Below are 20,532 nucleotides of genomic sequence, written 5' to 3' on the forward strand. Positions count from 1 at the left end.
TTTGTCATAAATAAGCCATCTAACCGATTAAAAAGTATTTTTTTAGGTTCTAAAGTCGTACCTTTGTAGCTTGAAACTGAGTGATAATGCTCAGAAGATTTTTGATTAAGAGCAGAGATATGAGTACCAAAGATGACGATATTTTAAAAGAGCTGGAGCAGGAGGAGTATAAATACGGTTTTACAACTGATATTGAAATGGATATTGCTCCGACAGGCTTGACAGAAGATACGGTTCGACTTATTTCCGAAAAGAAGAATGAGCCGGAGTGGTTATTGGAGTGGCGTTTGAAAGCTTTCCGTCATTTTTTGACGTTAAAGATGCCTACCTGGCAAAATTTTAGAAATCCGGAGGTTGATTTTCAAGCTATTTCATACTACGCTGCCCCTAAAGCAAAACCACAGTTGAATTCCCTGGATGAAGTGGATCCTGAATTGCTGGCTACCTTCGCAAAGCTAGGAATTCCATTGGATGAACAAAAGATATTGGCCGGTGTAGTAGCGGTAGATGCTGTTTTTGACTCTGTATCTGTCAAGACTACATTCCGTGAAAAACTAAAAGAACAAGGCGTTATTTTCTGTTCTTTTGGAGAAGCTGTGCAGGAATATCCTGAATTAGTAAAAGAATACCTGGGAACAGTGGTTCCTCAGACAGATAATATTTATGCTGCATTGAATTCTGCAGTATTTTCGGACGGATCTTTCGTTTACATTCCTAAAGGCGTAAGATGCCCGATGGAGCTGTCAACTTACTTCCGTATCAATGCGCAGAATACCGGGCAGTTTGAACGTACGCTGATTATTGCAGATGAAGGATCATACGTTTCATATTTGGAGGGATGTACTGCTCCTACACGTGATGAAAATCAGTTACATGCTGCAGTAGTAGAACTGGTTGCTCAAAGAGATGCTGAAATTAAATATTCTACTGTTCAAAACTGGTACCCTGGTGACAAGGACGGTAAAGGTGGTATCTACAACTTTGTAACAAAAAGAGGTATCTGTAAAGGTGATAACAGTAAGATTTCCTGGACACAGGTAGAAACAGGATCAGCTATTACATGGAAATATCCCGGAGTCATTCTCAAAGGAGATAATTCTGTCGGTGAATTTTATTCTGTAGCATTGACACGTAATATGCAGGTCGCTGATACAGGTACAAAAATGATTCACCTGGGAAAAAATACACGTTCTAAGATTGTTTCTAAAGGGATTTCCGCTGGGAAAAGCCACAACAGCTACAGAGGATTGGTGAAGATCGGTCCCAATGCGGACAATTCCAGAAATTTCACACAGTGTGACTCTTTATTGATAGGAGACAAATGTGGAGCGCATACTTTCCCTTATATCGAAAATAAAAACAGAACAGCCGTACTGGAGCATGAAGCCACGACTTCTAAGATCGGGGAAGATCAGGTGTTCTATCTTAATCAAAGAGGAATTGATTCGGAGAAGGCGGTAGGGCTTATTGTTAATGGGTATGCCAAAGAGGTACTGAATCAATTGCCGATGGAGTTTGCTGTAGAAGCACAGAAGTTACTGGCTATTTCCTTAGAGGGAAGTGTTGGATAGTAAGCGGAATCATATATAAAATTAAATATCGACAAAAATATAAGGAGCTGTCAGCAGAAGTAGAGCAATTTGCCGAACAATACCGCTGATCTCCAAATGATAAAGAATATGTTAAGTATTAAGAATTTACATGCGTCTGTTGAAGACAAACAAATATTAAAAGGCTTAAATCTTGAAGTAAAAGCAGGAGAGGTTCATGCTATTATGGGGCCTAATGGTGCCGGAAAAAGCACATTGGGAAATGTATTGGCTGGTCGTGAAAGCTACGAAGTAACAGATGGTACAGCCTTATTGGATGGTGTAGATTTATTGGATCTTTCTCCGGAAGATCGCGCCCGTGAAGGCTTGTTTCTGGCTTTTCAGTATCCGGTAGAAATTCCCGGAGTTTCAAACATTAATTTTCTGAAGACAGCTGTAAATGATATTCGTGCTTATAAAGGCTTAGCGCCGATGGAAGCTAAAGAATTCTTACAGATGGTAAAAGAAAAACAGAAGCTTGTAGAGTTTTCTGCAAATCTTGCCAACCGTTCATTAAACGAAGGATTTTCAGGTGGTGAGAAAAAACGTAATGAAATATTCCAATTAGCGATGTTGAATCCAAAATTATCTATTCTGGATGAAACAGATTCCGGTTTGGATATTGATGCATTACGCGTTGTCGCAAACGGTGTTAACCAATTACGTTCAAAAGACAATGCTTTTGTTGTGATCACACACTACCAGCGTTTATTAGATTATATTGTTCCGGATTTTGTTCACGTACTTTACAATGGACGTATTGTGAAATCGGGTCCGAAAGAACTTGCTTTGGAGCTGGAAGAAAAAGGTTACGATTGGTTAAAAGAATTAGACACACAAAATGCTTGAGGATCTTAGCGGATGGATGAAGTAGCAAGCAGACGGATAGATAATAACATGAGTACATTGATAGCAGATTCATTATTTCAACAATTGGTAGACGGTTTTCAGGAGCAGGAAAGTGCTTCCGAAACTGTAGCCTTGACTAAATTACGTCAGGATGCTTTTGACAAATTTCGTCAGGTTGGTTTTCCAACTGTGAAAAATGAAGATTGGAAATATACAAATGTTCACAGTCTGGTAAACAAAACATATGTTTTGAATCCGGATGTGGATATTGATGGTTTGGATTTCAGTAAAGCTGATATTCCTGATCTGGATGCACATCGCATAGTCTTGGTAAACGGTCAGTATGTACTGGCATTTTCTTCACTTGAAGAAGAGATCGGATTGACAGTGAAGCCTATTGATGATGCAGCACAGGAAGGTAATTTTATTGCGCATTTTGCACAATATGCCGATAAGACACAGAATCCTTTTGTAGCGTTGAACACAGCGTTGTATACATCAGGTTTATATATAGATGTGGCAAAAGGCAAGGCACTGCAAAAGCCTATTCATATAGTACACGTAGCGACCGGAGCGGAAGATTTTTTCACGCAAACCCGTAATCTGATCGTACTGGAGCCTAATGCAGAAGCAGAGATTATCGAATCCTTCATTACATTAGAAGGTGCAGCAAAGAATGTGCAGAATAAAGTAACTGAAATTGTAGTACAGGAGAATGCAAAATTACAACACTACTATCTTCAGGTTTCGGAATCTGTAAGCCATTATTTCAATCATACTGAAGTATATCAGGAAAAATATAGTTTATATAATAATTATAACTGTAATTTCCCGGGAGCAACTTTTGTCCGTAATGATATCAACGTAAGATTGGATGCTGAATATGTAGAAAGTCACCTGTACGGAATTAATCTGACTGCTGATAACCAGTTTGTCGATAATCATACAGTAGTAGATCATATGAAACCACATTGTGAATCATATGAGTGGTATAAAAACATACCTCAGGATACTTCTACTGCCGTTTTTAATGGTAAAATCTTTGTTCGCGAGGATGCACAGAAAACGAATGCTTTTCAACAAAACAATAATATGTTGATTGGTGATAAATCGACGGTATATACCAAACCTCAGCTGGAGATCTTTGCAGATGATGTAAAATGTTCGCACGGTTGTACAATGGGACAATTTGACAATGATGCATTGTTTTATTTGAGAGCCCGCGGTATCGGCGAAGAGTCGGCCCGACTGCTTCTGGTACATGCGTTTGCATTTGATGTAACAACAAGATTTTCTAATCCGGTAGTACGTCAATATGTCGAAAATCTGGTAGATGCCGGATTGAGAGACTAAGAAATATAAGGATTTCAAAAAGCGTTTAAGAGCAATCTTAAACGCTTTTTTTATGAATGTCTATAGCAGGATTTACTTTGATTAATTCACTTATAAATCGATCATTATTGTCAGGGCTCAGGTATACTTCCTCGTATGTATTGTAATAAATAATGATGCCTTTTCTTGCTCCTGCAAGTTTAAATCCCATCCACATAGTTGTATCTCTATCAATTCTTCTTATAGCATCTATCTGTATTCGTTCCTTATAAAATCCCGCTATACAATCAATGGATTCCAGCCCGATGGTATACGTTATACGGAAAGTCATCCAAAGTAATATCCCTGTTGCTGTCAAAGCAGGGATAAGCGAAATAAGGATTTGAAACAGAGTAGCCCTTTCTTTGATATACATTATCAGGAATAAAACTATTATTGTTAGACAACAGGTGAAAATAATTCCAAGAACTAACGGGTCTTTTCTGCTGTTGAAGATCATGTCGGGATAGAATTTTTATAATAAAGATTAGGCCGTCAAAGTAAGAATTCTAAAGTTAAACGGAAAACAAATTTTAGCAGAAAGTGTAGATTCGTAGAAGATTATATAAAAAAGGAAAGCCTTTGAAGATCTTCAAAGGCTTTCCTTTTGAGCGAAAGACGAGATTCGAACTCGCGACCCCAACCTTGGCAAGGTTGTGCTCTACCAACTGAGCTACTTTCGCTTTTGGTAATGCAAAAATACGGTTTGTGCTTTATTCTGACAAATAAAATTTCAACTTTATAGTAATGATATGGCATTCACACAGTTAATGCCATCAATAGCTGCCGAAACAATACCGCCGGCATATCCAGCTCCTTCACCACATGGATAGAGTCCTATTATTTGTGGATGCTGTAAGGTTTCCTTATCTCTGGGAATCCGTACAGGAGAAGAAGTCCGAGACTCGACACCCACTAATATGGCCTCATTAGTATAATATCCTTTCATCTTTTTGCCAAATACAGGTAACGCTCCCCGCAAAGCCTTAAACACGAAATCAGGAAGCACTTCATCCAGATCTACGCTTCCAGTGCCGGGCTTGTATGAGTTTGAGGGCAGATCTTTGGAAACTCTCTTTTCTACAAAATCGACCATACGTTGAGCTGGTGCAACGAGATTGCCTCCGCCTAAGCGGAATGCATTTTGTTCGATCTGACGTTGGAAATCCAATAAAGCAAAGGGATCGGTGGCAGCATTGGGTACATCCTCCAGATTGATTTGTGTAACTGTACCTGAATTTGCATGCGGATTATTACGTCTGGAAGGAGACCAACCATTTACAACGATTTCATTTTCATCTGTCGCGCAGGGTGCAATTATGCCTCCGGGACACATACAGAATGAAAATACACCCCGGTTATCGACCTGTTCTACCAAACTGTAATAGGCTGGAGGAAGATTTTCGTGGCGGGTGCTGCAATGATACTGCGCCTGATCAATAATTTCCTGCGGATGTTCGATCCGTACACCCAGCGCAAAAGCTTTTGCTTCTACTAACCAGTTCTTTTGTCTGAAAAGCTCAAAAATATCGCGTGCGGAATGTCCCGTAGCCAGAATCACATGTTCAGCTTTGAGCTGCGATCCGTTTGCCAGTGTGACACCTCTTACATTGCCAAAGGATTCGTTGATATCAGTGACACGCTGGTCAAAGATAAATTCTCCGCCATATTCCAGAATGGTGTCCCGCATCGCTTCTATAATATGGGGCAGTTTGTTGGTGCCGATGTGTGGACGTGCATCCACTAGAATATCCGAGGTTGCTCCGTGATTGACAAAAATCTGTAGTACATTTTGCACATCACCACGTTTGTCAGACCGGGTATAGAGCTTTCCATCGGAATATGTGCCAGCTCCTCCCTCACCAAAACAATAATTGGATTCAGGATTGACAGCTCCTTCGCGCGTAATCTTTGCTAAGTCCCGGCGTCGCTCACGGACGGGCTTCCCACGTTCGATAACAATAGGTTTCAGGCCTCGTTCAATACATCTGTACGCCGCAAACAAGCCTGCGGGGCCTGCACCTATGATAATGACCGGTTTGGCGTCTTTTACAGTAGAAAGAGTTGGATGAAAAATGCTGTTAACAGGCTCTTCGTCAATAAAAAAGATTACCCTGATGCGAAAGACAACATTCCTGCCCCGGGCATCAATAGAGCGTTTTCTGACTTTGAATCCTTTGATACGTCCTGCTGGCAGGCGCAATTCTTTAATTCCTTTTTCGAGGATATAAGCCTCATCCTGTATATACTCAGGAGCAATGGCTAATTCTATTTCTTTTTGCATGGTCTGGCTGGGTTTTTATCCCAAAACGACACAAAGATAAGGATTCACTGACAATATTTCACCCAGGGATAGCGGTGTTATAAATAAGCTTGAGAAAAATGCTATTGGTATGTGCTTTGCTATACCCATGTGGTATAAAAACATTTTAGTATATTTAAAAGTTAATTAGATTAAAACTTTACACATGAAAAGATTATTAGTAGCAATTGTGGGCTTATTCACAGCATTGTCATTCAGTTCCTGCGGTTACAATACAATGGTTTCCAAAGATGAGAATGTAAAAGCAAAATGGGCTCAGGTCGAAAATGCCTACCAGCGTCGTGCAGATTTGATCCCTAATTTGGTTAATACCGTTAAAGGTGCCGCAAAGCATGAAGAGGGAACCTTGACTGCGGTTGTCGAAGCTCGTGCCAAAGCAACATCTGTAACAGTAGATCCTTCTAACCTTACAGAAGAATCAATCGCTAATTACCAACAGACTCAGGATGCACTTTCTCAGTCTATCGGACGATTATTAGTGAGTGTAGAGGCTTATCCGGATCTGAAAGCAAATCAAAACTTTTTGGAACTTCAGGCGCAGCTTGAAGGAACTGAAAACCGTATTTCTGTAGAAAGAAGAGCGTTCAATGAAGCTGTTCAGGATTACAATACCACTGTAAGAAGTTTTCCGAATAATATTATGGCCGGAATCTTCGGGTTTAAATCAAAAGGGACATTTAAAGCTGCTGAGGGATCTGATAAAGCTCCTCAGGTATCATTTTAATGAAAATCATACATAAGATGGACGATCCGGATCCCAGATCCGGATTGTTCATCTTTTTTTAATCTTGCAGATGCAGATATTAAATAGCGAAGAACAGGAAAAGATCGCTCACGCGATAAGTCTGGCAGAAAATATGACCTCCGGGGAGATACGGATTGTTATGGAACGTGTGTGTAAAGACAAGGACCCTATAAAAAGAGCAGTATCTTATTTCGGAAAACTGGAAATGCATAATACCGTTCAGCGAAATGGTGTCCTGATATATATGGCTGCAGACGACCATGTCTTTGCTATCATAGGTGACGCAGGTATTAACGAGCGGGTAGAAGGTGATTTCTGGGAGTCTACAAAGGAATTAATGGCAGAATCATTTAGGAAAGGTGAACTTGCCAATGGTTTGATTGCCGGTGTACACAATGTGGCGAAAAAACTTCAGCATTTTTACCCCCGTCGTTCAGATGATATCAATGAATTGCCGAATGAGGTTTATTTTGGTGATAACTAATGACTCATATACGTATAGATAGTATGTCTAAAATTAAAAAAGCATATTTAAGATCGATGTTCCTGCTTTCGCTCTTCTTTATGCTATTGTTGAGAGCAGGAGCTCAGGATTTTCCTGCAACCCCTAATCGTCTGGTTAATGATTATACAAACACATTAAATAGTACACAAGTACAGGAGCTTGAGCGTAAGTTGCTGGCTTTTGAGGATTCTACTTCCATACAGATTGCTGTAGTGGTGATGAATACAACCGGTGATTACGATATTGCAGATTACGCTGTAAGACTGGGACAAAAGTGGGGAGTAGGTAATAAAAAGTACAATAATGGTATTTTACTGTTAGTAGCTTTGGGAGACCGGGCGGTGACTATACAGACCGGATACGGAATAGAAGGTGCAGTGCCGGATGCTATAGCATACAGAATCATTGAGAATGAAATCAAACCTGCATTCCGGCAGCGTGACTATTATACAGGAATAGACCGGGCTACGAGTGCATTGATCTCTTATACAAAAGGTGAATACCGGAGTGATCCGTCTGACAGGACTCAGGGACAGCCTTCAGGAGGAGGTATATTAAAGATTATTATTTTTGTAGTTATCGTCATTATTGTGCTGGCTGCCCGAAAGGGTGGCGGTGGCGGCGGTAATGGTGGCGGTCGCGTAATAGGTGGTCGTGGTGCTAACGATTTGATCTGGTGGACATTGTTGAATGGCATGTTGGGCGGAGGTGGCCGTGGCGGTTCTTCCGGAGGTGACTTCGGCGGCGGAGGTGGCGGTGGCTTTGGAGGTTTCGGTGGCGGCGGCTTTGGCGGAGGCGGAGCAAGTGGAAGATGGTAACAAAATTTTTGTAAAGATATCCGCAGAAAACTCTTTAATAACCGTTATAATAGATAGCGGAAATAGATTTTAAACAAATTAGAATTAATAATAATGAAGAAATCAATTTTTTTAGGACTTAGCCTTATTCCTGCACTGGTATTTGCGCAAGAGGACTTTACTGTTCATGGAAAACTTGCCAATGTTGGTGATAAAGCTAAGGCATATATTCAATATAGAGATAATGGCCAGGCATTTCTCGATTCTACAGCAGTTGTGAAAGGTGAATTTAAGTTTCATGGTACTGTTACAGAACCGGTTCAGGCATTTGTAGTTCTTTCTCCGGAAGGTCTCGATCCTCAGTCTATTCCGCAACCTGATCTGACAGCAGTATACCTTTCAAAAGGAGTGGTGAAGATTGAAGGAGATAAGATCCTGAAGGATGCGAAAATCAGTGGCAATCAGATCAATGATAATCTTGTTGCGTACAAGCAAGTGATTAAGCCCTTTGAGGAACAGTTTGCGGCCTTGAATAATGAATATATGGCAGCTACTGCCGAGCAGAAAAATGACCAGGAATTTGTAGGAGCTCTTCAGGAAAAAGCACAGGCTATCTTTGAAAAACAGCAGGTAGTCAATGATGAATATGTAAAAGCAAATCCTAATAGCTTTATTTCCTTAAGTCTTCTGGAAGAAAAACTTGATCCGGAGTCCGTAAGTGAGTTTGTAGAACCTCAGTTCAAATCCCTGTCAGCCGAGCTGAAAAACAGTAAAAAAGGAAAAGCGCTGGAGCAGAAAATTGCAGATCTGAAAAAATTAGCGGTTGGATCTGTAGCGCCGGACTTTACGCTTCCTGATACAACAGGCAAACCTTTGGCACTCTCTTCATTGAGAGGTAAATATGTGCTGGTTGATTTTTGGGCAAGCTGGTGCGGACCTTGCAGACATGAAAATCCAAATGTCGTAGCTGCATTTAATCAGTTTAAAGACAAAAACTTCACAGTACTTGGCGTTTCTTTGGATCAGGAGGGAAAAAAGGATGCCTGGGTAAATGCAATTAAAGCAGATAATCTTCAGGCATGGCCACATGTTTCAGACTTAAAAGGATGGGGATCAGCTGTTGTTGAATTGTATTCAATCCGGGGTATTCCTCAGAACTTTTTACTTGACCCTCAGGGTAAAATCGTGGCGTCCAATCTGAGAGGAGAAGCTCTTGTCGCTAAACTCTCTGAGATTCTGAAATAATAAATCAAAAGTAAGAACCATACAAAAAGGCTTTTCAATTATGGAAAGCCTTTTGTATTCATTCAAAATACTATTTAAGATGCGGATATTCTATTCCTTATTAATTGCTTTGTTTCTAACTTCAGCTTGTCAATCTCCTAAGAAAGAAGGAGTGGCCATTATCAACCTTTCTGCTTTGGCCAGTGTACCATTGGATGCACCCATTGATCAGCTGGCAAAGGATGGCGAATTTATTGAAGTTAACCTCCCCGCTGATGCGAGAATCGATCAGTTGTCACAGAAAGATTTATCCCTGCTGAAAGCTGCTGCATATCGGTTTTATGGTCATGTCAAACTGGTAAATAACCGCTATCAGGTTGATATTAGGGAAGGAAAGGAAATCAATGTAGAGGACGATGTAGTGCAAGCTTACATTAAGGCTCTTGGAGAAACTAATAATTTTGCGGATTCACTGCAAAAAGAAGGACAGGATATTAAGCTGCCTGAGATAACAGATGCGTATAGAAATACATTGTTAAAATAAGAAAGGAGGAGCATTTTGCTCCTCCTTTCTTATTTTATAGAGATAGAATCTCGACAATCCTTGTCAGATTGTCATCAATTTTATCAATGTGTTTAATTGCTTTGCTGAACGGGGTGTATTTGACCTCTCCGTGTATCAATCCCACCATTTCACCTCTTCGGCCTTCGATCAGTCCTTCGACAGCTCCTACACCTACACGGCTCGCTAATACACGATCCATACATGTTGGTGATCCACCGCGCTGTATATGCCCTAATATCGAAAGGCGCACATCGTATGAAGGAAAGCTTTCTTTGATCTTATCTGCCACAACCATTCCGCCTTCCTGATCTCCCTCGGCGACAATGATAATACGGGAAGCTTTATTCTTACGTGTTTTATCAAGACGAGTCATAATGGCATCATAATCGACTTTAATTTCCGGAATCAATACCGCCTCAGCTCCCGTGCTTATTCCGGAGCGAAGAGCTATTAAACCTGAATCACGACCCATTACTTCGATGACAAAAAGACGATCGTGTGATTCTGCAGTGTCTCTGATTTTATCTACAGCATCTACAACAGTATTGATAGCTGTATCGTAACCAATTGTAAAATCAGTTCCTAATAAGTCGTTATCGATCGTTCCCGGTAAACCCATGACCGGAAAATCAAACTCTTCAATAAATTTTGAAGCACCGGTGAATGTTCCGTCTCCTCCGATCACGACTAATGCATCGATTTCGTGCTTTCTCAGATTTTCGTAGGCTTTCTGTCGGCCTTCTATTGTACGAAATTCATCACTTCGGGCAGTTTTAAGTATCGTTCCGCCTCTTTGGATAATATTAGCTACGGATTTGGCATCCATACTGATAATATCTCCACTTACCATTCCATCATATCCTCTACGGATACCAAAAACATTTAAATTATAATAGATACCTGTACGGACAACTGCACGGATGGCAGCATTCATTCCGGGAGCGTCTCCTCCTGATGTTAATACGGCAATATTCTGGATCTTACTCATATATTCAAAGATAATAAGAAATCTTATTTTTTGGCATTAAAAGCATCTAAACCGCTTTGTAAAAATTTGATGTAGCTGTCAATATTATAATCTGCCCCGCTTGGAGGTACTAATACATTACCTTCCGTATCTACAATAACATATAGCGGTTGTGAATTACTATTGAATGCAGAGGCTTGAAAGTCACTGTTTTTATTACCTATAGTACGAATCTTTTTGCCGCTGAATTTAGAAACATATTGTTCTTCAGTAGACAGCTCGGTCTTGTCATCCACAAATAATTCTGCCATAACAAATTTTTCTTTTAACAGTTTGGCAACTCTTGGATCTGTCCATACATTAGCTTCCATTTGTCTGCAATTGACACAGTTCCATCCTGTAAAGTCAATCATTACCGGCTTGTTTACTTCCTTTGCAGTCTGCAGCGCCTGATCATAATCGTAGTACGGATCAAATCCTTTTGGTGTACCACGTTCATGGAAGATCTCTGCATATTTCTTTACCTTACCATCGTGTGCCGCCGGGCCTGCTGCTACACCTGTACTAAGATCAAAATCCTGAGTTGCTGAAGGAGGAAGAAAAGCAGAAATAGATTTCAGCGGAGCTCCCCACAGTCCTGGAACCATGTAGACAACAAAAGAAAATACAATGATAGCTAACAGCGTGCGGGGCACAGACATATAAGCTAAGTCACTGTCATGGGAAAACTTGATCTTACCGATCAAATAAAGTCCCATAAGACCAAAGATCACAATCCAAAGAGAAAGAAATACTTCCCGGTCAAGCCAGTTCCAGTGGTAAGCCAGATCTACATTGGAAAGAAATTTTAAAGCTAATGCAAGTTCTAAAAATCCCAGAACTACTTTAACACTGTTCAGCCATCCACCTGATTTTGGCATTGACTTTAACAGGGATGGGAATAAGGCAAACAATGCAAAAGGTATAGCCAATGCAACCGAAAACCCTAACATCCCAATCGCCGGACCCAGACGATCTCCTTTGGAGGCAGCATCGACAAGTAATGTGCCGATAATAGGGCCGGTACAGGAGAAGGATACGACTGCAAGACTAAAAGCCATGAAAAATAATCCTATAAGACCGCCTTTATCCGATTTCGAATCTATCTTATTAACAAATGAGCTTGGCAGTGTAATTTCAAACGCTCCGAAGAAGGAGGCTGCGAAAACAACCAACAAAATAAAAAAGAAGAAATTAAAGAATCCGTTTGTTGATAAGGCATTCAGTGCATCAGAACCAAAGGTTATGGTGACCAGCATTCCTAACGCAACATAGATAACAATAATAAAGAATCCATACAATAGCGCCTGCTGTACAGCTTTTGCTCTGCTACCGGCTTTCTTTGTGAAAAAACTCACTGTTAACGGAACCATAGGGAAGATACATGGCATCAGAAAGGCAAGAAATCCGCCAACCAATCCGGCAATAAAAATAGTCCAGAGCGATTTCTCCTGACTACTGTCGGTTGTATTAGCCTGTGTAATCTGCTTTGCGACGGTCGTATCTGCTGTAATAGTATCTGTAGAAGGTGCTTCATCCTGACCATCTGAAAACTCCAGATCTGAAGGAATCTCCGTCAATACAGAGCTATCAGTGGAGCTACTATCCTGTACATTCAATGCAAATGAAGCCGTTGAAAATGTTAGAAATAACGTAAGTAAAAGAAAATGAAGTTTTTTCATGTTTATGAATAAGAAATAGTAAAAATAAAAAAAAAGGCAGTAAACGAGTTTACCGCCAAATTCATATTAACTTAATATTTTTAAATTACTTGATCTGTGCAGTAAAAGCATATTCGTCCGGTGGAAGACAACGGGAATCATCACACACCATAAATTCTACCTTACCCTTTACTGCTGTCTGTCCTTTTTTAAGTTTGACTTTTTGAGCAAAAATAACTTCTTTCTCAAAGAATTTCACATTCATTTTAAAGGCATCCTCATATTTTGATTTTGGAGTCGGCTCTACTGTTTTACCTGCTAATGTAAAGTCTTTAGAAGGGGTAAAAGTAAAAGAAGTAGCTACAGGGCCACCTTCTCCCACATTCTGAGAATAAATGTGCCATCCTTTGTCAATAGTTGCTTTTATATACACTGTTGCTTCTGTATTGCTTGTCTTTTTAGTGGCAACAGACCACTTAACAGGATTCAGAATTTGTGCCTGCGCACTTACTACTGTAAATAATATAGCAACGATTAATAAACTTAATTTTTTCATTTTTATCTTTTAAATATGTTATACCTCTATTTATGAATACGAATCTCATTAAAAGGTTTAATTAACCTTGTACAAAAATAACGTAAAAGTTCTTTCTTAAACTAATATCAAAGTAAAATTGTCGTTGCCTATAACTGATAGGCGATCTCTTTTAAATTAAAGGATACGACCTTTTTGCCGAAATCAACCCATAGTAATCCGTCCTTGTCTACCTCTGTAATAGTTCCTTCAACTTTTACATTGTCAATAAGAAAATTATGTTTTTCATTACGCCACATGAGGATTGAATTATAGTCATTTAATAATTCCGTCTCCTCCCCGGCTTTTAACCGGTTATACTGTTTTTCTAAAGAATAAAAGAGTTCAGGAAGAAGGCTTTCTATACAAATGTCTTCTGTTTGTTGCAGTATTTTTTTTAAAGAACAGACTTTATGACTGATTTCAGCAGGAAAATCAGTTTGATTGATATTTATCCCCATGCCGATAATACTACTCGAAAAAACATCTTTTTTAACTTGATTTTCTATAAGAATTCCGCAGATTTTTTTTTGGTCAGCCATGATATCATTTGGCCATTTTACACTTATTTGTGCCTTTGTTTGGGTCTGTAGCCATTTTGCAATACCCAGACTTATTGCCACATTTAAAAAAAAATGTTTGGACACCTCTAAAAAAGAAGGATAAAGTAAGATGCTTAAAGTGAGGTTTTTGCCAGGTTCTGATCTCCAGACATTACCTCTTTGGCCTTTTCCCTGAAATTGTTCTGTTGCCATAATGGCAGAACCCTCTTCAAGTGGCTTGAAATTTGACAGTTGTTCTTTGAAATAATCATTTGTAGAAGCCACCCGGTCCAACTTTATTAAGTTTAGACCCATGTAAAGTCGCAGAAATGTGTTATTTTGCACAGAAAAGAGGATTAAAGAATTAAAAGATCAAAACTATAATAATTTTTAATGGTTAAAAATAAAAACGCAGGATTATCTTCAAAGCTGGCCGAGATTGCTGTTCATGGAATGCAGGAGAAAAAAGGAAATGAAATAGTGCGGCTTGATTTGAGAAATATTAACAGTTCCGTCTCCGATTATTTTGTAATTTGCCATGCAGACTCAACTACGCAGGTCAATGCGATCGCTAAAAGTGTAGAAGAAGAGATTTTCAAAGCGCTGGGTCAGGATCCCTGGCATAAGGAAGGTCATGGAAACGGAGAATGGATTCTGATTGACTTTGTAGATGTCGTCGTGCATATCTTCAAAACAGAAAAAAGAAGCCATTATGGCATAGAAGATTTATGGGGAGATGCTGATGTCAAGACTTATCAGAGTGCTTAATAGATTTTAGAAAAACATAATTTCACAAACAAGAGAATATAATGAATAAAATACCCAGTAAAAAAGTAACACCCATGCCACCGAAGTTCAATATGATGTGGCTGTGGATCGCTATGATTTTGGGATTTTTTGGATTGCAGTATTTTTTAAACGGAGAGACAGCAAAGCAAACTACCTATAGCGAGTTCGAGTCGAAGATGCTCAATACGGGAGACGTGGAGAAACTCGTTGCCTATAAGAAAAATGATTTAGTTCAGGTCGAAGTATATATTAAACCCAATAAACTAAAAGAAGATAGTAAATATAAAGATGTGGCGCCAACGCCGAATGCTCTTAAATTAGGCAATTCGCCGGGTCCGCAGTATACTTTTACAGATGGTTCCTTTGATGCTTTAGAGAAGAAACTAGAAGCTTCTCAGGCTAATGTTGATGCGTCACAACGGATTCGCGTTATCCCTGAAGATCGTTCCAATCCATGGACAGGTTGGTTCGTGACTTTTATGCTTCCTTTGCTTATTATTGTCGTGATCTGGTTGTTCCTGATGCGTAGAATGAATGGCGGAGCTGGCGGTGCGGGTGGTGCTATTTTTAACATCGGTAAATCTAAAGCGCAATTATTCGATAAGGAATCTCAGGTTAATATCACCTTCAATGATGTTGCCGGATTGGAAGAAGCCAAGCAAGAGGTGATGGAAATTGTAGATTTCCTGAAAAATCCTAAGAAATACACGAATTTGGGAGGTAAAATTCCTAAAGGAGCTCTTTTGGTAGGCCCTCCGGGTACAGGTAAGACCTTACTTGCGAAAGCTGTCGCAGGAGAAGCACAGGTTCCTTTCTTTTCTCTTTCGGGATCAGATTTTGTGGAGATGTTTGTCGGCGTGGGAGCATCCCGTGTTCGTGACCTCTTCAAACAGGCGAAAGAAAAGGCGCCTTGTATTATTTTTATTGATGAGATCGATGCTATTGGTCGTGCCCGCGGAAAAAATTCTATCATGGGCGGTAATGATGAGCGTGAGAACACGTTGAATCAGTTGTTAGTGGAAATGGACGGTTTCGGAACAAATCTGGGTGTTATTATTCTTGCTGCAACTAACCGTATTGATGTATTAGATACTGCATTGTTACGTCCGGGACGTTTTGACCGTCAGATTTCAATTGATAAGCCGGATTTAATAGGTAGAGAGCAGATTTTCAATGTTCACCTGAAACCATTAAAACTTTCCGCTTCTGTTGATGCTAAAAAATTATCTGCACAGACACCGGGATTTGCCGGTGCCGAAATTGCAAATGTGTGTAATGAGGCGGCTTTGATCGCAGCACGTAAGGATAAGAAAGAAATCGATATGCAGGACTTTCAGGATGCGATAGACCGCGTGATCGGAGGACTTGAAAAGAAAAATAAAATTATCTCTCCGGAGGAGAAAAAAATTGTGGCTTATCACGAAGCCGGACATGCTATTGCAGGTTGGTTTCTGGAGCACGCTGATCCTTTGGTTAAAGTTTCTATTGTTCCACGTGGAGTCGCTGCCCTGGGTTATGCGCAGTACCTGCCTAAAGAACAATTCCTGTATACTACAGAGCAATTGCTGGATAGTATGTGTATGACTATGGGCGGACGTGTAGCCGAAGACATCACATTTGGACGTATTTCTACCGGAGCTCAGAATGACCTGGAACGTATTACAAAGCTGGCATATGCTATGACTGCTGTCTATGGTATGAACCATAAAGTGGGTAATATATCTTTCAGAGACAGTTCAGGAGAATCACAATTCCAGAAGCCATATTCTGATCAGACAGCAGAACTTATTGATGAAGAAGTAAGAACGTTGATTTCTGCAGTGTATGAGCGTACAAGAGAGCTACTGCTGGAAAATCAGGAAGGATTGATCAAGATTGCAGAAAAACTTCTTGAGAAAGAAATCTTATTCCAGTCTGATCTGGAAGAGATTCTGGGTAAACGCCCTTTCGTAAACAGAACAACTTATGACGAATTTGTAAATGGTAAGTCTTCCGGTGTTCCGCAGACACAGTTGCCGATTCCTCCTATACCGGAAGAGTCTGCAGAAGGAATTGCTGAACAAAAAAACCAGGATTCCTCTAATTCGTAATTAAATAAAACGGATCACGATGTACTGTAACTCTGCTTACGGTACATCGTTTTTTATAGCCGTCAATACTTCTCCAATGAACATCAAGAATACGACCGCAAAAGAAAAGATGCTGAAAAAAATTCGGCAGGCTCTTTTACAGAAAAGAGAAAATCCGCATCCGGATTTTGAAGACTCCCCTTTGTATAAAGATGAGGAGGAATCATTGGATGTAACCTTTGCACGCGAATTCACTGCCATATCAGGCAAATTTGTTTATTGCGACGGAGAGATTAACCTGATTGAAAATCTGATTGCCTTTGCTGAACAGCAGAATGTAACACGAATCTACGGCTGGGAAGAGAGTATCAAACAGCTTTTGGGGCAATATGGCTTCCCGTTAATGAAAGATGATCAGAATTTTGAACAGGCACAGGTCGGGATTACAGCATGCGAAGCCTTAATCGCAAGGAATGGAAGTATTATGATTTCCAATGCAAATGCAGGAGGACGCCGGTTAAGCATTTATCCGCCTGTACATATTGTGATTGCCAAAGCCTCTCAATTGGTGATGGATGTAAAGCATGCGCTTAATGGAATAAAGCAAAAATACGGAGATCGTCTCCCGACAATGATTACCACTATTACAGGTCCAAGCCGTACAGCAGATATAGAGAAGATGCTGGTGCTGGGCGCACATGGTCCAAAGGAATTATATGTATTCATGCTGGAGGACAGATTTTAGTATGGAAAACATCAACTATTTTATACAATCACCCGTATCCAGTGTAATTTTTATACTTACTATCGGACTTAGCCTTTACCTGTTTTCTAATCAACATCTTTTTGGTAAACTGATGTTGCATCCTTACAGTGTATACCGTAAGCATCGAATTTATACAATCTTTACGAGCGGACTTATCCACAAAGACTGGGGGCACCTGCTCTTCAATATGATTACCTTCTATTATTTTGGATTCGGACTTGAGTCCATTTTTGCCGGAATCAGTGTATGGGGGCATTTTTTGTTCGCAGTACTTTACCTTTTAAGTCTAGTCCTGAGTGATATACCGACGATTTTACAACAAAAGAACAATCCCGGATATTATAGTCTGGGCGCATCCGGAGCAATAAGCGCTGTCTTATTTGGTTACATTCTGTTTGACCCTCAGGCAGAACTGGGTATATTTTTTGTTATTCCCATGAAAGCTTATTTGTTTGCCGTACTGTTTATGGGCTATAGTTACTGGGCGTCCAGAAAAGCAAATGACGGGATTAATCATAGTGCCCACCTGTTTGGTGCCCTTGCAGGACTGTTGCTGACTGTTTTGTTCTTCCCGGATGTTATACAACACTTTATGAGTCAGTTTTGATGCCGATTCCTTTTGATCGTAGAAAAGTACATTTACTAATCTAATCCATTACCTATATGGCAAAAATCATAATCCTCTCCTTTTTCTGTATACTGTTATTGTCTTCCTGTAATTCGAGCAGTTCTCAGGGGAATGATAAACCAAAAACTAAAAATGTGACTATCGCTCATGTTGCGAAACCAGAAGGGTGTACTGTTGAAGAGGTGGTCAGAAAGCTAAGTGAGTTAGAGGAGATCAAAGAACAGAAAGCTGTTTTGGATTCTTTATTCTCTGATAAGCCTAATATTTCTTTTATGGTAGATAGTGCCGATATTAATGGCAAACAGGTTTATACAGTTACTGCCGGCTATAACGGTGAATTACGATACGAGCCTTACTACCATTTCTACGTCAATAAAGCGACCTGCGGAGATATTGAGGTGATGGATGTGGTTAATGGTGACTACCTCCCATTGGAGGAATGGCGAAAAAGCCGATAAGAACTAACCAGCCCAATTCTCTCTATCCAGGCTTCTGAAATGGATAGCTTCAGCAAGATGCTCATTTCGGATATGTGCAGATTCTTCCATATCTGCTATTGTGCGGGCCACTTTCAGAATACGGTCGTAGGCTCTTGCTGACAAACCAAGTCTGTCCATTGCTGCTTTGAGTAGTTGTGTCCCTGTCTCATCCAGAATACACACTTCACGAACTGTTTTTGTGCTCATCTGTGCGTTACTATGTATGGTTTGTAAGTGTGCAAATCGTTGTAGCTGCACATGGCGAGCCTTTATGACGCGTTCACGGATAAGGGAACTTTTCTCTGCGATCCTGACGGAAGAAAGTTCTTTAAAATCTACAGGAGTCACTTCAACATGCAGATCAATACGATCTAATAAAGGACCTGATATTTTACTCAGGTACCTCTTCACTATATTTTTTGCGCATATACATTCTTTTTCCGGATGATTATAGAAGCCACAGGGACATGGATTCATGGCAGCTATAAGCATAAAACTGGCTGGGTAATCAACTGAAAACCGGGCTCTGGATATGGTAATGGTCCGGGATTCCAAAGGCTGACGCATGACTTCTAATACGGAGCGTTTGAATTCAGGAAGCTCGTCAAGGAAAAGCACTCCGTTATGTGAAAGGGAGATCTCGCCAGGCTGAGGGTGTGTTCCTCCACCTACGAGTGCTACATCTGATATTGTGTGGTGCGGAGCGCGAAAAGGTCTTACTGTCATCAAAGATCCGGTGACGGGAAGCTGACCCGCAACAGAGTGAATTTTTGTTGTTTCTAATGATTCGTCAATATTGAGTGGAGGTAATATAGTTGGAAGTCGCTTAGCGAGCATAGTTTTGCCTGATCCGGGAGGGCCGATAAGGATGACATTATGTCCGCCTGCTGCGGCGATCTCCAGTGCACGTTTAATGTTTTCCTGCCCTTTTACTTCCGCAAAGTCTGCATCGTAATTATTAATGTTCTGGATAAATTCATCGTTGATATTGACATGCGTCGCCTCAAGCACTTTCTTTTTATCAAAGAAATCAATAACATCCTGAAATGATTCAACTCCCAGTACCTCTAATCCTTCCACAATAGCAGCTTCTCTGGCATTGGCACTGGGTAGGATTACTCCTTTGAATCCATCTTTGGATGCCTGAACAGCTATAGGAAGGGATCCTTTGACAGGTTGTACTTTTCCATCAAGTGAAAGTTCTCCCAATATGACATATTGATCCATTTTGTCAGCTATCAGCTGTCCGGATGCGGCAAGAATTGCAGTCGCAATAGCCAGATCATAGGAAGACCCCTCTTTCCGTATATCTGCAGGAGCAAGATTGACCACTATTTTTTGCCGTGGCATACGGTATCCGCTGGTTAATATAGCTGTTTCAATACGCTGAAGACTTTCTTTGACGGCGTTATCCGGAAGACCCACGATATAATACTTTACCCCTGGGGATATATTAACTTCAACGGTAATCGTTGTGGCTTGAATGCCATAAACGGCACTGCAATAGGTTTTTACGAGCATAATTTAGTTGGTGCGATTTCTCTAAAGTTAATAAAATATTAGTGAAACTGCAAGCTGTTTGGGCTTTTGGAAAAATAAACTTGTTGAGAATCGATAAATTTTGTATTTTGATAAGGAAGAAATTTCGGCATAAATGAATTAAAAATCGGGTGTTTGGCAAACGATTTGCTATTTCACTTGTTTAGTAAGTAACACGTAGAATCATTAACAGCAATTAAAATTAAAAATCATGAATGATAACGGTAAAATAGTAGCTGCTTTGTTGGCAGGTCTTGCGGCTGGGGCAGTTTTAGGTGTATTGTTTGCTCCAGAAAAGGGTTCTGAAACAAGAGATAAGATTAATGAATCTCTTTCTGACCTTGGGGATGCTTTAAAAGAAAGAGCAGAAGAACAATTTGACCAATTGAATGACTTTAAAGATAAAGTTGTAGCAGCAGTCAAATCTAAAATAAACAAAGCCGGACACTCTGTAGAAGGGGAGCTGGAAGAGCATGCGTGAATATAAAAAGGCATACTGCTTTTTTAATTT

Annotated in this window: 21 protein-coding genes and 1 tRNA gene; 14 read left to right on the top strand and 8 right to left on the bottom strand. The window is 40.2% G+C overall.

Features of this window, described 5'->3' with window-relative positions; translation table 11 throughout:
* Positions 1 to 119: 119 nt before the first annotated feature.
* The 3 genes from sufB (at position 120) to sufD (ending at position 3,791) form a co-directional block, all read left to right on the top strand.
* Positions 120 to 1,571 carry a Fe-S cluster assembly protein SufB gene (sufB, locus tag B4B65_RS01320; RefSeq protein WP_201681187.1) on the top strand — a complete coding sequence of 484 codons (1,452 nt, stop codon included), beginning with the start codon at positions 120 to 122 and terminating at the stop codon, positions 1,569 to 1,571.
* A gap of 108 nt (positions 1,572 to 1,679) precedes the next feature.
* Positions 1,680 to 2,438: a Fe-S cluster assembly ATPase SufC gene (gene sufC, locus B4B65_RS01325; protein ID WP_037460381.1), complete on the top strand. Its 759-nt coding sequence runs from the start codon at positions 1,680 to 1,682 to the stop codon at positions 2,436 to 2,438.
* A gap of 12 nt (positions 2,439 to 2,450) precedes the next feature.
* A complete protein-coding gene (gene sufD / locus B4B65_RS01330) occupies positions 2,451 to 3,791 on the top strand; it encodes a Fe-S cluster assembly protein SufD (protein ID WP_293912672.1) in 1,341 nt (446 codons plus the stop codon).
* A 37-nt stretch (positions 3,792 to 3,828) separates the two neighbouring features.
* Here the strand turns inward: sufD and B4B65_RS01335 are convergent, their stop codons facing one another.
* The 3 genes from B4B65_RS01335 to B4B65_RS01345 form a co-directional block, all read right to left on the bottom strand.
* A complete protein-coding gene (locus tag B4B65_RS01335) occupies positions 3,829 to 4,185 on the bottom strand; it encodes a PH domain-containing protein (protein WP_293912674.1) in 357 nt (118 codons plus the stop codon).
* 234 nt (positions 4,186 to 4,419) lie between these two features.
* Positions 4,420 to 4,492, bottom strand: a tRNA-Gly gene (locus B4B65_RS01340).
* A gap of 56 nt (positions 4,493 to 4,548) precedes the next feature.
* Complete coding sequence (locus B4B65_RS01345) at positions 4,549 to 6,093, bottom strand: NAD(P)/FAD-dependent oxidoreductase (protein ID WP_293912676.1); 1,545 nt, start codon at positions 6,091 to 6,093, stop codon at positions 4,549 to 4,551.
* Between the two features lie 184 nt (positions 6,094 to 6,277).
* Between B4B65_RS01345 and B4B65_RS01350 the strand changes: the two genes are divergently transcribed.
* The 5 genes from B4B65_RS01350 (at position 6,278) to B4B65_RS01370 (ending at position 9,947) form a co-directional block, all read left to right on the top strand.
* A complete protein-coding gene (locus B4B65_RS01350; protein WP_003009126.1) occupies positions 6,278 to 6,856 on the top strand; it encodes a LemA family protein in 579 nt (192 codons plus the stop codon).
* 70 nt (positions 6,857 to 6,926) lie between these two features.
* On the top strand, positions 6,927 to 7,361 hold the full coding sequence (locus B4B65_RS01355; RefSeq protein ID WP_201681191.1) for a TPM domain-containing protein: 435 nt from the start codon (positions 6,927 to 6,929) through the stop codon (positions 7,359 to 7,361).
* Positions 7,361 to 8,200, top strand: a complete 840-nt coding sequence (locus B4B65_RS01360; RefSeq protein ID WP_293912681.1) for a TPM domain-containing protein — start codon at positions 7,361 to 7,363, stop codon at positions 8,198 to 8,200. The genes B4B65_RS01355 and B4B65_RS01360 overlap by 1 nt, the downstream gene beginning before the upstream one ends.
* 93 nt (positions 8,201 to 8,293) lie before the next feature.
* Positions 8,294 to 9,424 (top strand): TlpA disulfide reductase family protein, encoded by a 1,131-nt coding sequence (locus B4B65_RS01365; protein WP_002998111.1) that lies wholly within the window; start codon positions 8,294 to 8,296, stop codon positions 9,422 to 9,424.
* A 40-nt stretch (positions 9,425 to 9,464) separates the two neighbouring features.
* Positions 9,465 to 9,947: a hypothetical protein gene (locus B4B65_RS01370; RefSeq protein ID WP_293912684.1), complete on the top strand. Its 483-nt coding sequence runs from the start codon at positions 9,465 to 9,467 to the stop codon at positions 9,945 to 9,947.
* 34 nt (positions 9,948 to 9,981) lie between these two features.
* Here the strand turns inward: B4B65_RS01370 and pfkA are convergent, their stop codons facing one another.
* The 4 genes from pfkA to B4B65_RS01390 form a co-directional block, all read right to left on the bottom strand.
* Complete coding sequence (gene pfkA / locus B4B65_RS01375) at positions 9,982 to 10,956, bottom strand: 6-phosphofructokinase (RefSeq protein WP_201681194.1); 975 nt, start codon at positions 10,954 to 10,956, stop codon at positions 9,982 to 9,984.
* A gap of 23 nt (positions 10,957 to 10,979) precedes the next feature.
* Positions 10,980 to 12,656, bottom strand: a complete 1,677-nt coding sequence (locus tag B4B65_RS01380) for a protein-disulfide reductase DsbD family protein (protein ID WP_201681195.1) — start codon at positions 12,654 to 12,656, stop codon at positions 10,980 to 10,982.
* Between the two features lie 85 nt (positions 12,657 to 12,741).
* Positions 12,742 to 13,191 carry a protein-disulfide reductase DsbD domain-containing protein gene (locus B4B65_RS01385; protein ID WP_201681196.1) on the bottom strand — a complete coding sequence of 150 codons (450 nt, stop codon included), beginning with the start codon at positions 13,189 to 13,191 and terminating at the stop codon, positions 12,742 to 12,744.
* A gap of 128 nt (positions 13,192 to 13,319) precedes the next feature.
* A complete protein-coding gene (locus B4B65_RS01390) occupies positions 13,320 to 14,066 on the bottom strand; it encodes a biotin--[acetyl-CoA-carboxylase] ligase (protein WP_293912687.1) in 747 nt (248 codons plus the stop codon).
* A 78-nt stretch (positions 14,067 to 14,144) separates the two neighbouring features.
* On the opposite strand from B4B65_RS01390, the gene rsfS reads away from it, so the two are divergent.
* From rsfS to B4B65_RS01415, 5 genes are all read left to right on the top strand, one after another.
* Positions 14,145 to 14,519: a ribosome silencing factor gene (rsfS, locus tag B4B65_RS01395; RefSeq protein ID WP_201681198.1), complete on the top strand. Its 375-nt coding sequence runs from the start codon at positions 14,145 to 14,147 to the stop codon at positions 14,517 to 14,519.
* Positions 14,520 to 14,560: 41 nt separating this feature from the next.
* Complete coding sequence (gene ftsH / locus B4B65_RS01400) at positions 14,561 to 16,630, top strand: ATP-dependent zinc metalloprotease FtsH (RefSeq protein ID WP_201681199.1); 2,070 nt, start codon at positions 14,561 to 14,563, stop codon at positions 16,628 to 16,630.
* Positions 16,631 to 16,706: 76 nt separating this feature from the next.
* Positions 16,707 to 17,354, top strand: a complete 648-nt coding sequence (locus tag B4B65_RS01405; protein WP_201681682.1) for a LutC/YkgG family protein — start codon at positions 16,707 to 16,709, stop codon at positions 17,352 to 17,354.
* Position 17,355: 1 nt separating this feature from the next.
* Positions 17,356 to 17,982 carry a rhomboid family intramembrane serine protease gene (locus B4B65_RS01410; protein ID WP_201681200.1) on the top strand — a complete coding sequence of 209 codons (627 nt, stop codon included), beginning with the start codon at positions 17,356 to 17,358 and terminating at the stop codon, positions 17,980 to 17,982.
* A gap of 56 nt (positions 17,983 to 18,038) precedes the next feature.
* On the top strand, positions 18,039 to 18,461 hold the full coding sequence (locus B4B65_RS01415) for a hypothetical protein (RefSeq protein WP_201681201.1): 423 nt from the start codon (positions 18,039 to 18,041) through the stop codon (positions 18,459 to 18,461).
* A gap of 3 nt (positions 18,462 to 18,464) precedes the next feature.
* Here the strand turns inward: B4B65_RS01415 and B4B65_RS01420 are convergent, their stop codons facing one another.
* Complete coding sequence (locus tag B4B65_RS01420) at positions 18,465 to 20,003, bottom strand: YifB family Mg chelatase-like AAA ATPase (RefSeq protein WP_293912694.1); 1,539 nt, start codon at positions 20,001 to 20,003, stop codon at positions 18,465 to 18,467.
* A 229-nt stretch (positions 20,004 to 20,232) separates the two neighbouring features.
* On the opposite strand from B4B65_RS01420, the gene B4B65_RS01425 reads away from it, so the two are divergent.
* Positions 20,233 to 20,502: a YtxH domain-containing protein gene (locus B4B65_RS01425; RefSeq protein ID WP_002998090.1), complete on the top strand. Its 270-nt coding sequence runs from the start codon at positions 20,233 to 20,235 to the stop codon at positions 20,500 to 20,502.
* Positions 20,503 to 20,532 lie beyond the last annotated feature (30 nt).

Origin of the sequence: Sphingobacterium sp. UBA5789, from assembly GCF_002418355.1 — a bacterium.
Lineage (GTDB): Bacteria > Bacteroidota > Bacteroidia > Sphingobacteriales > Sphingobacteriaceae > Sphingobacterium.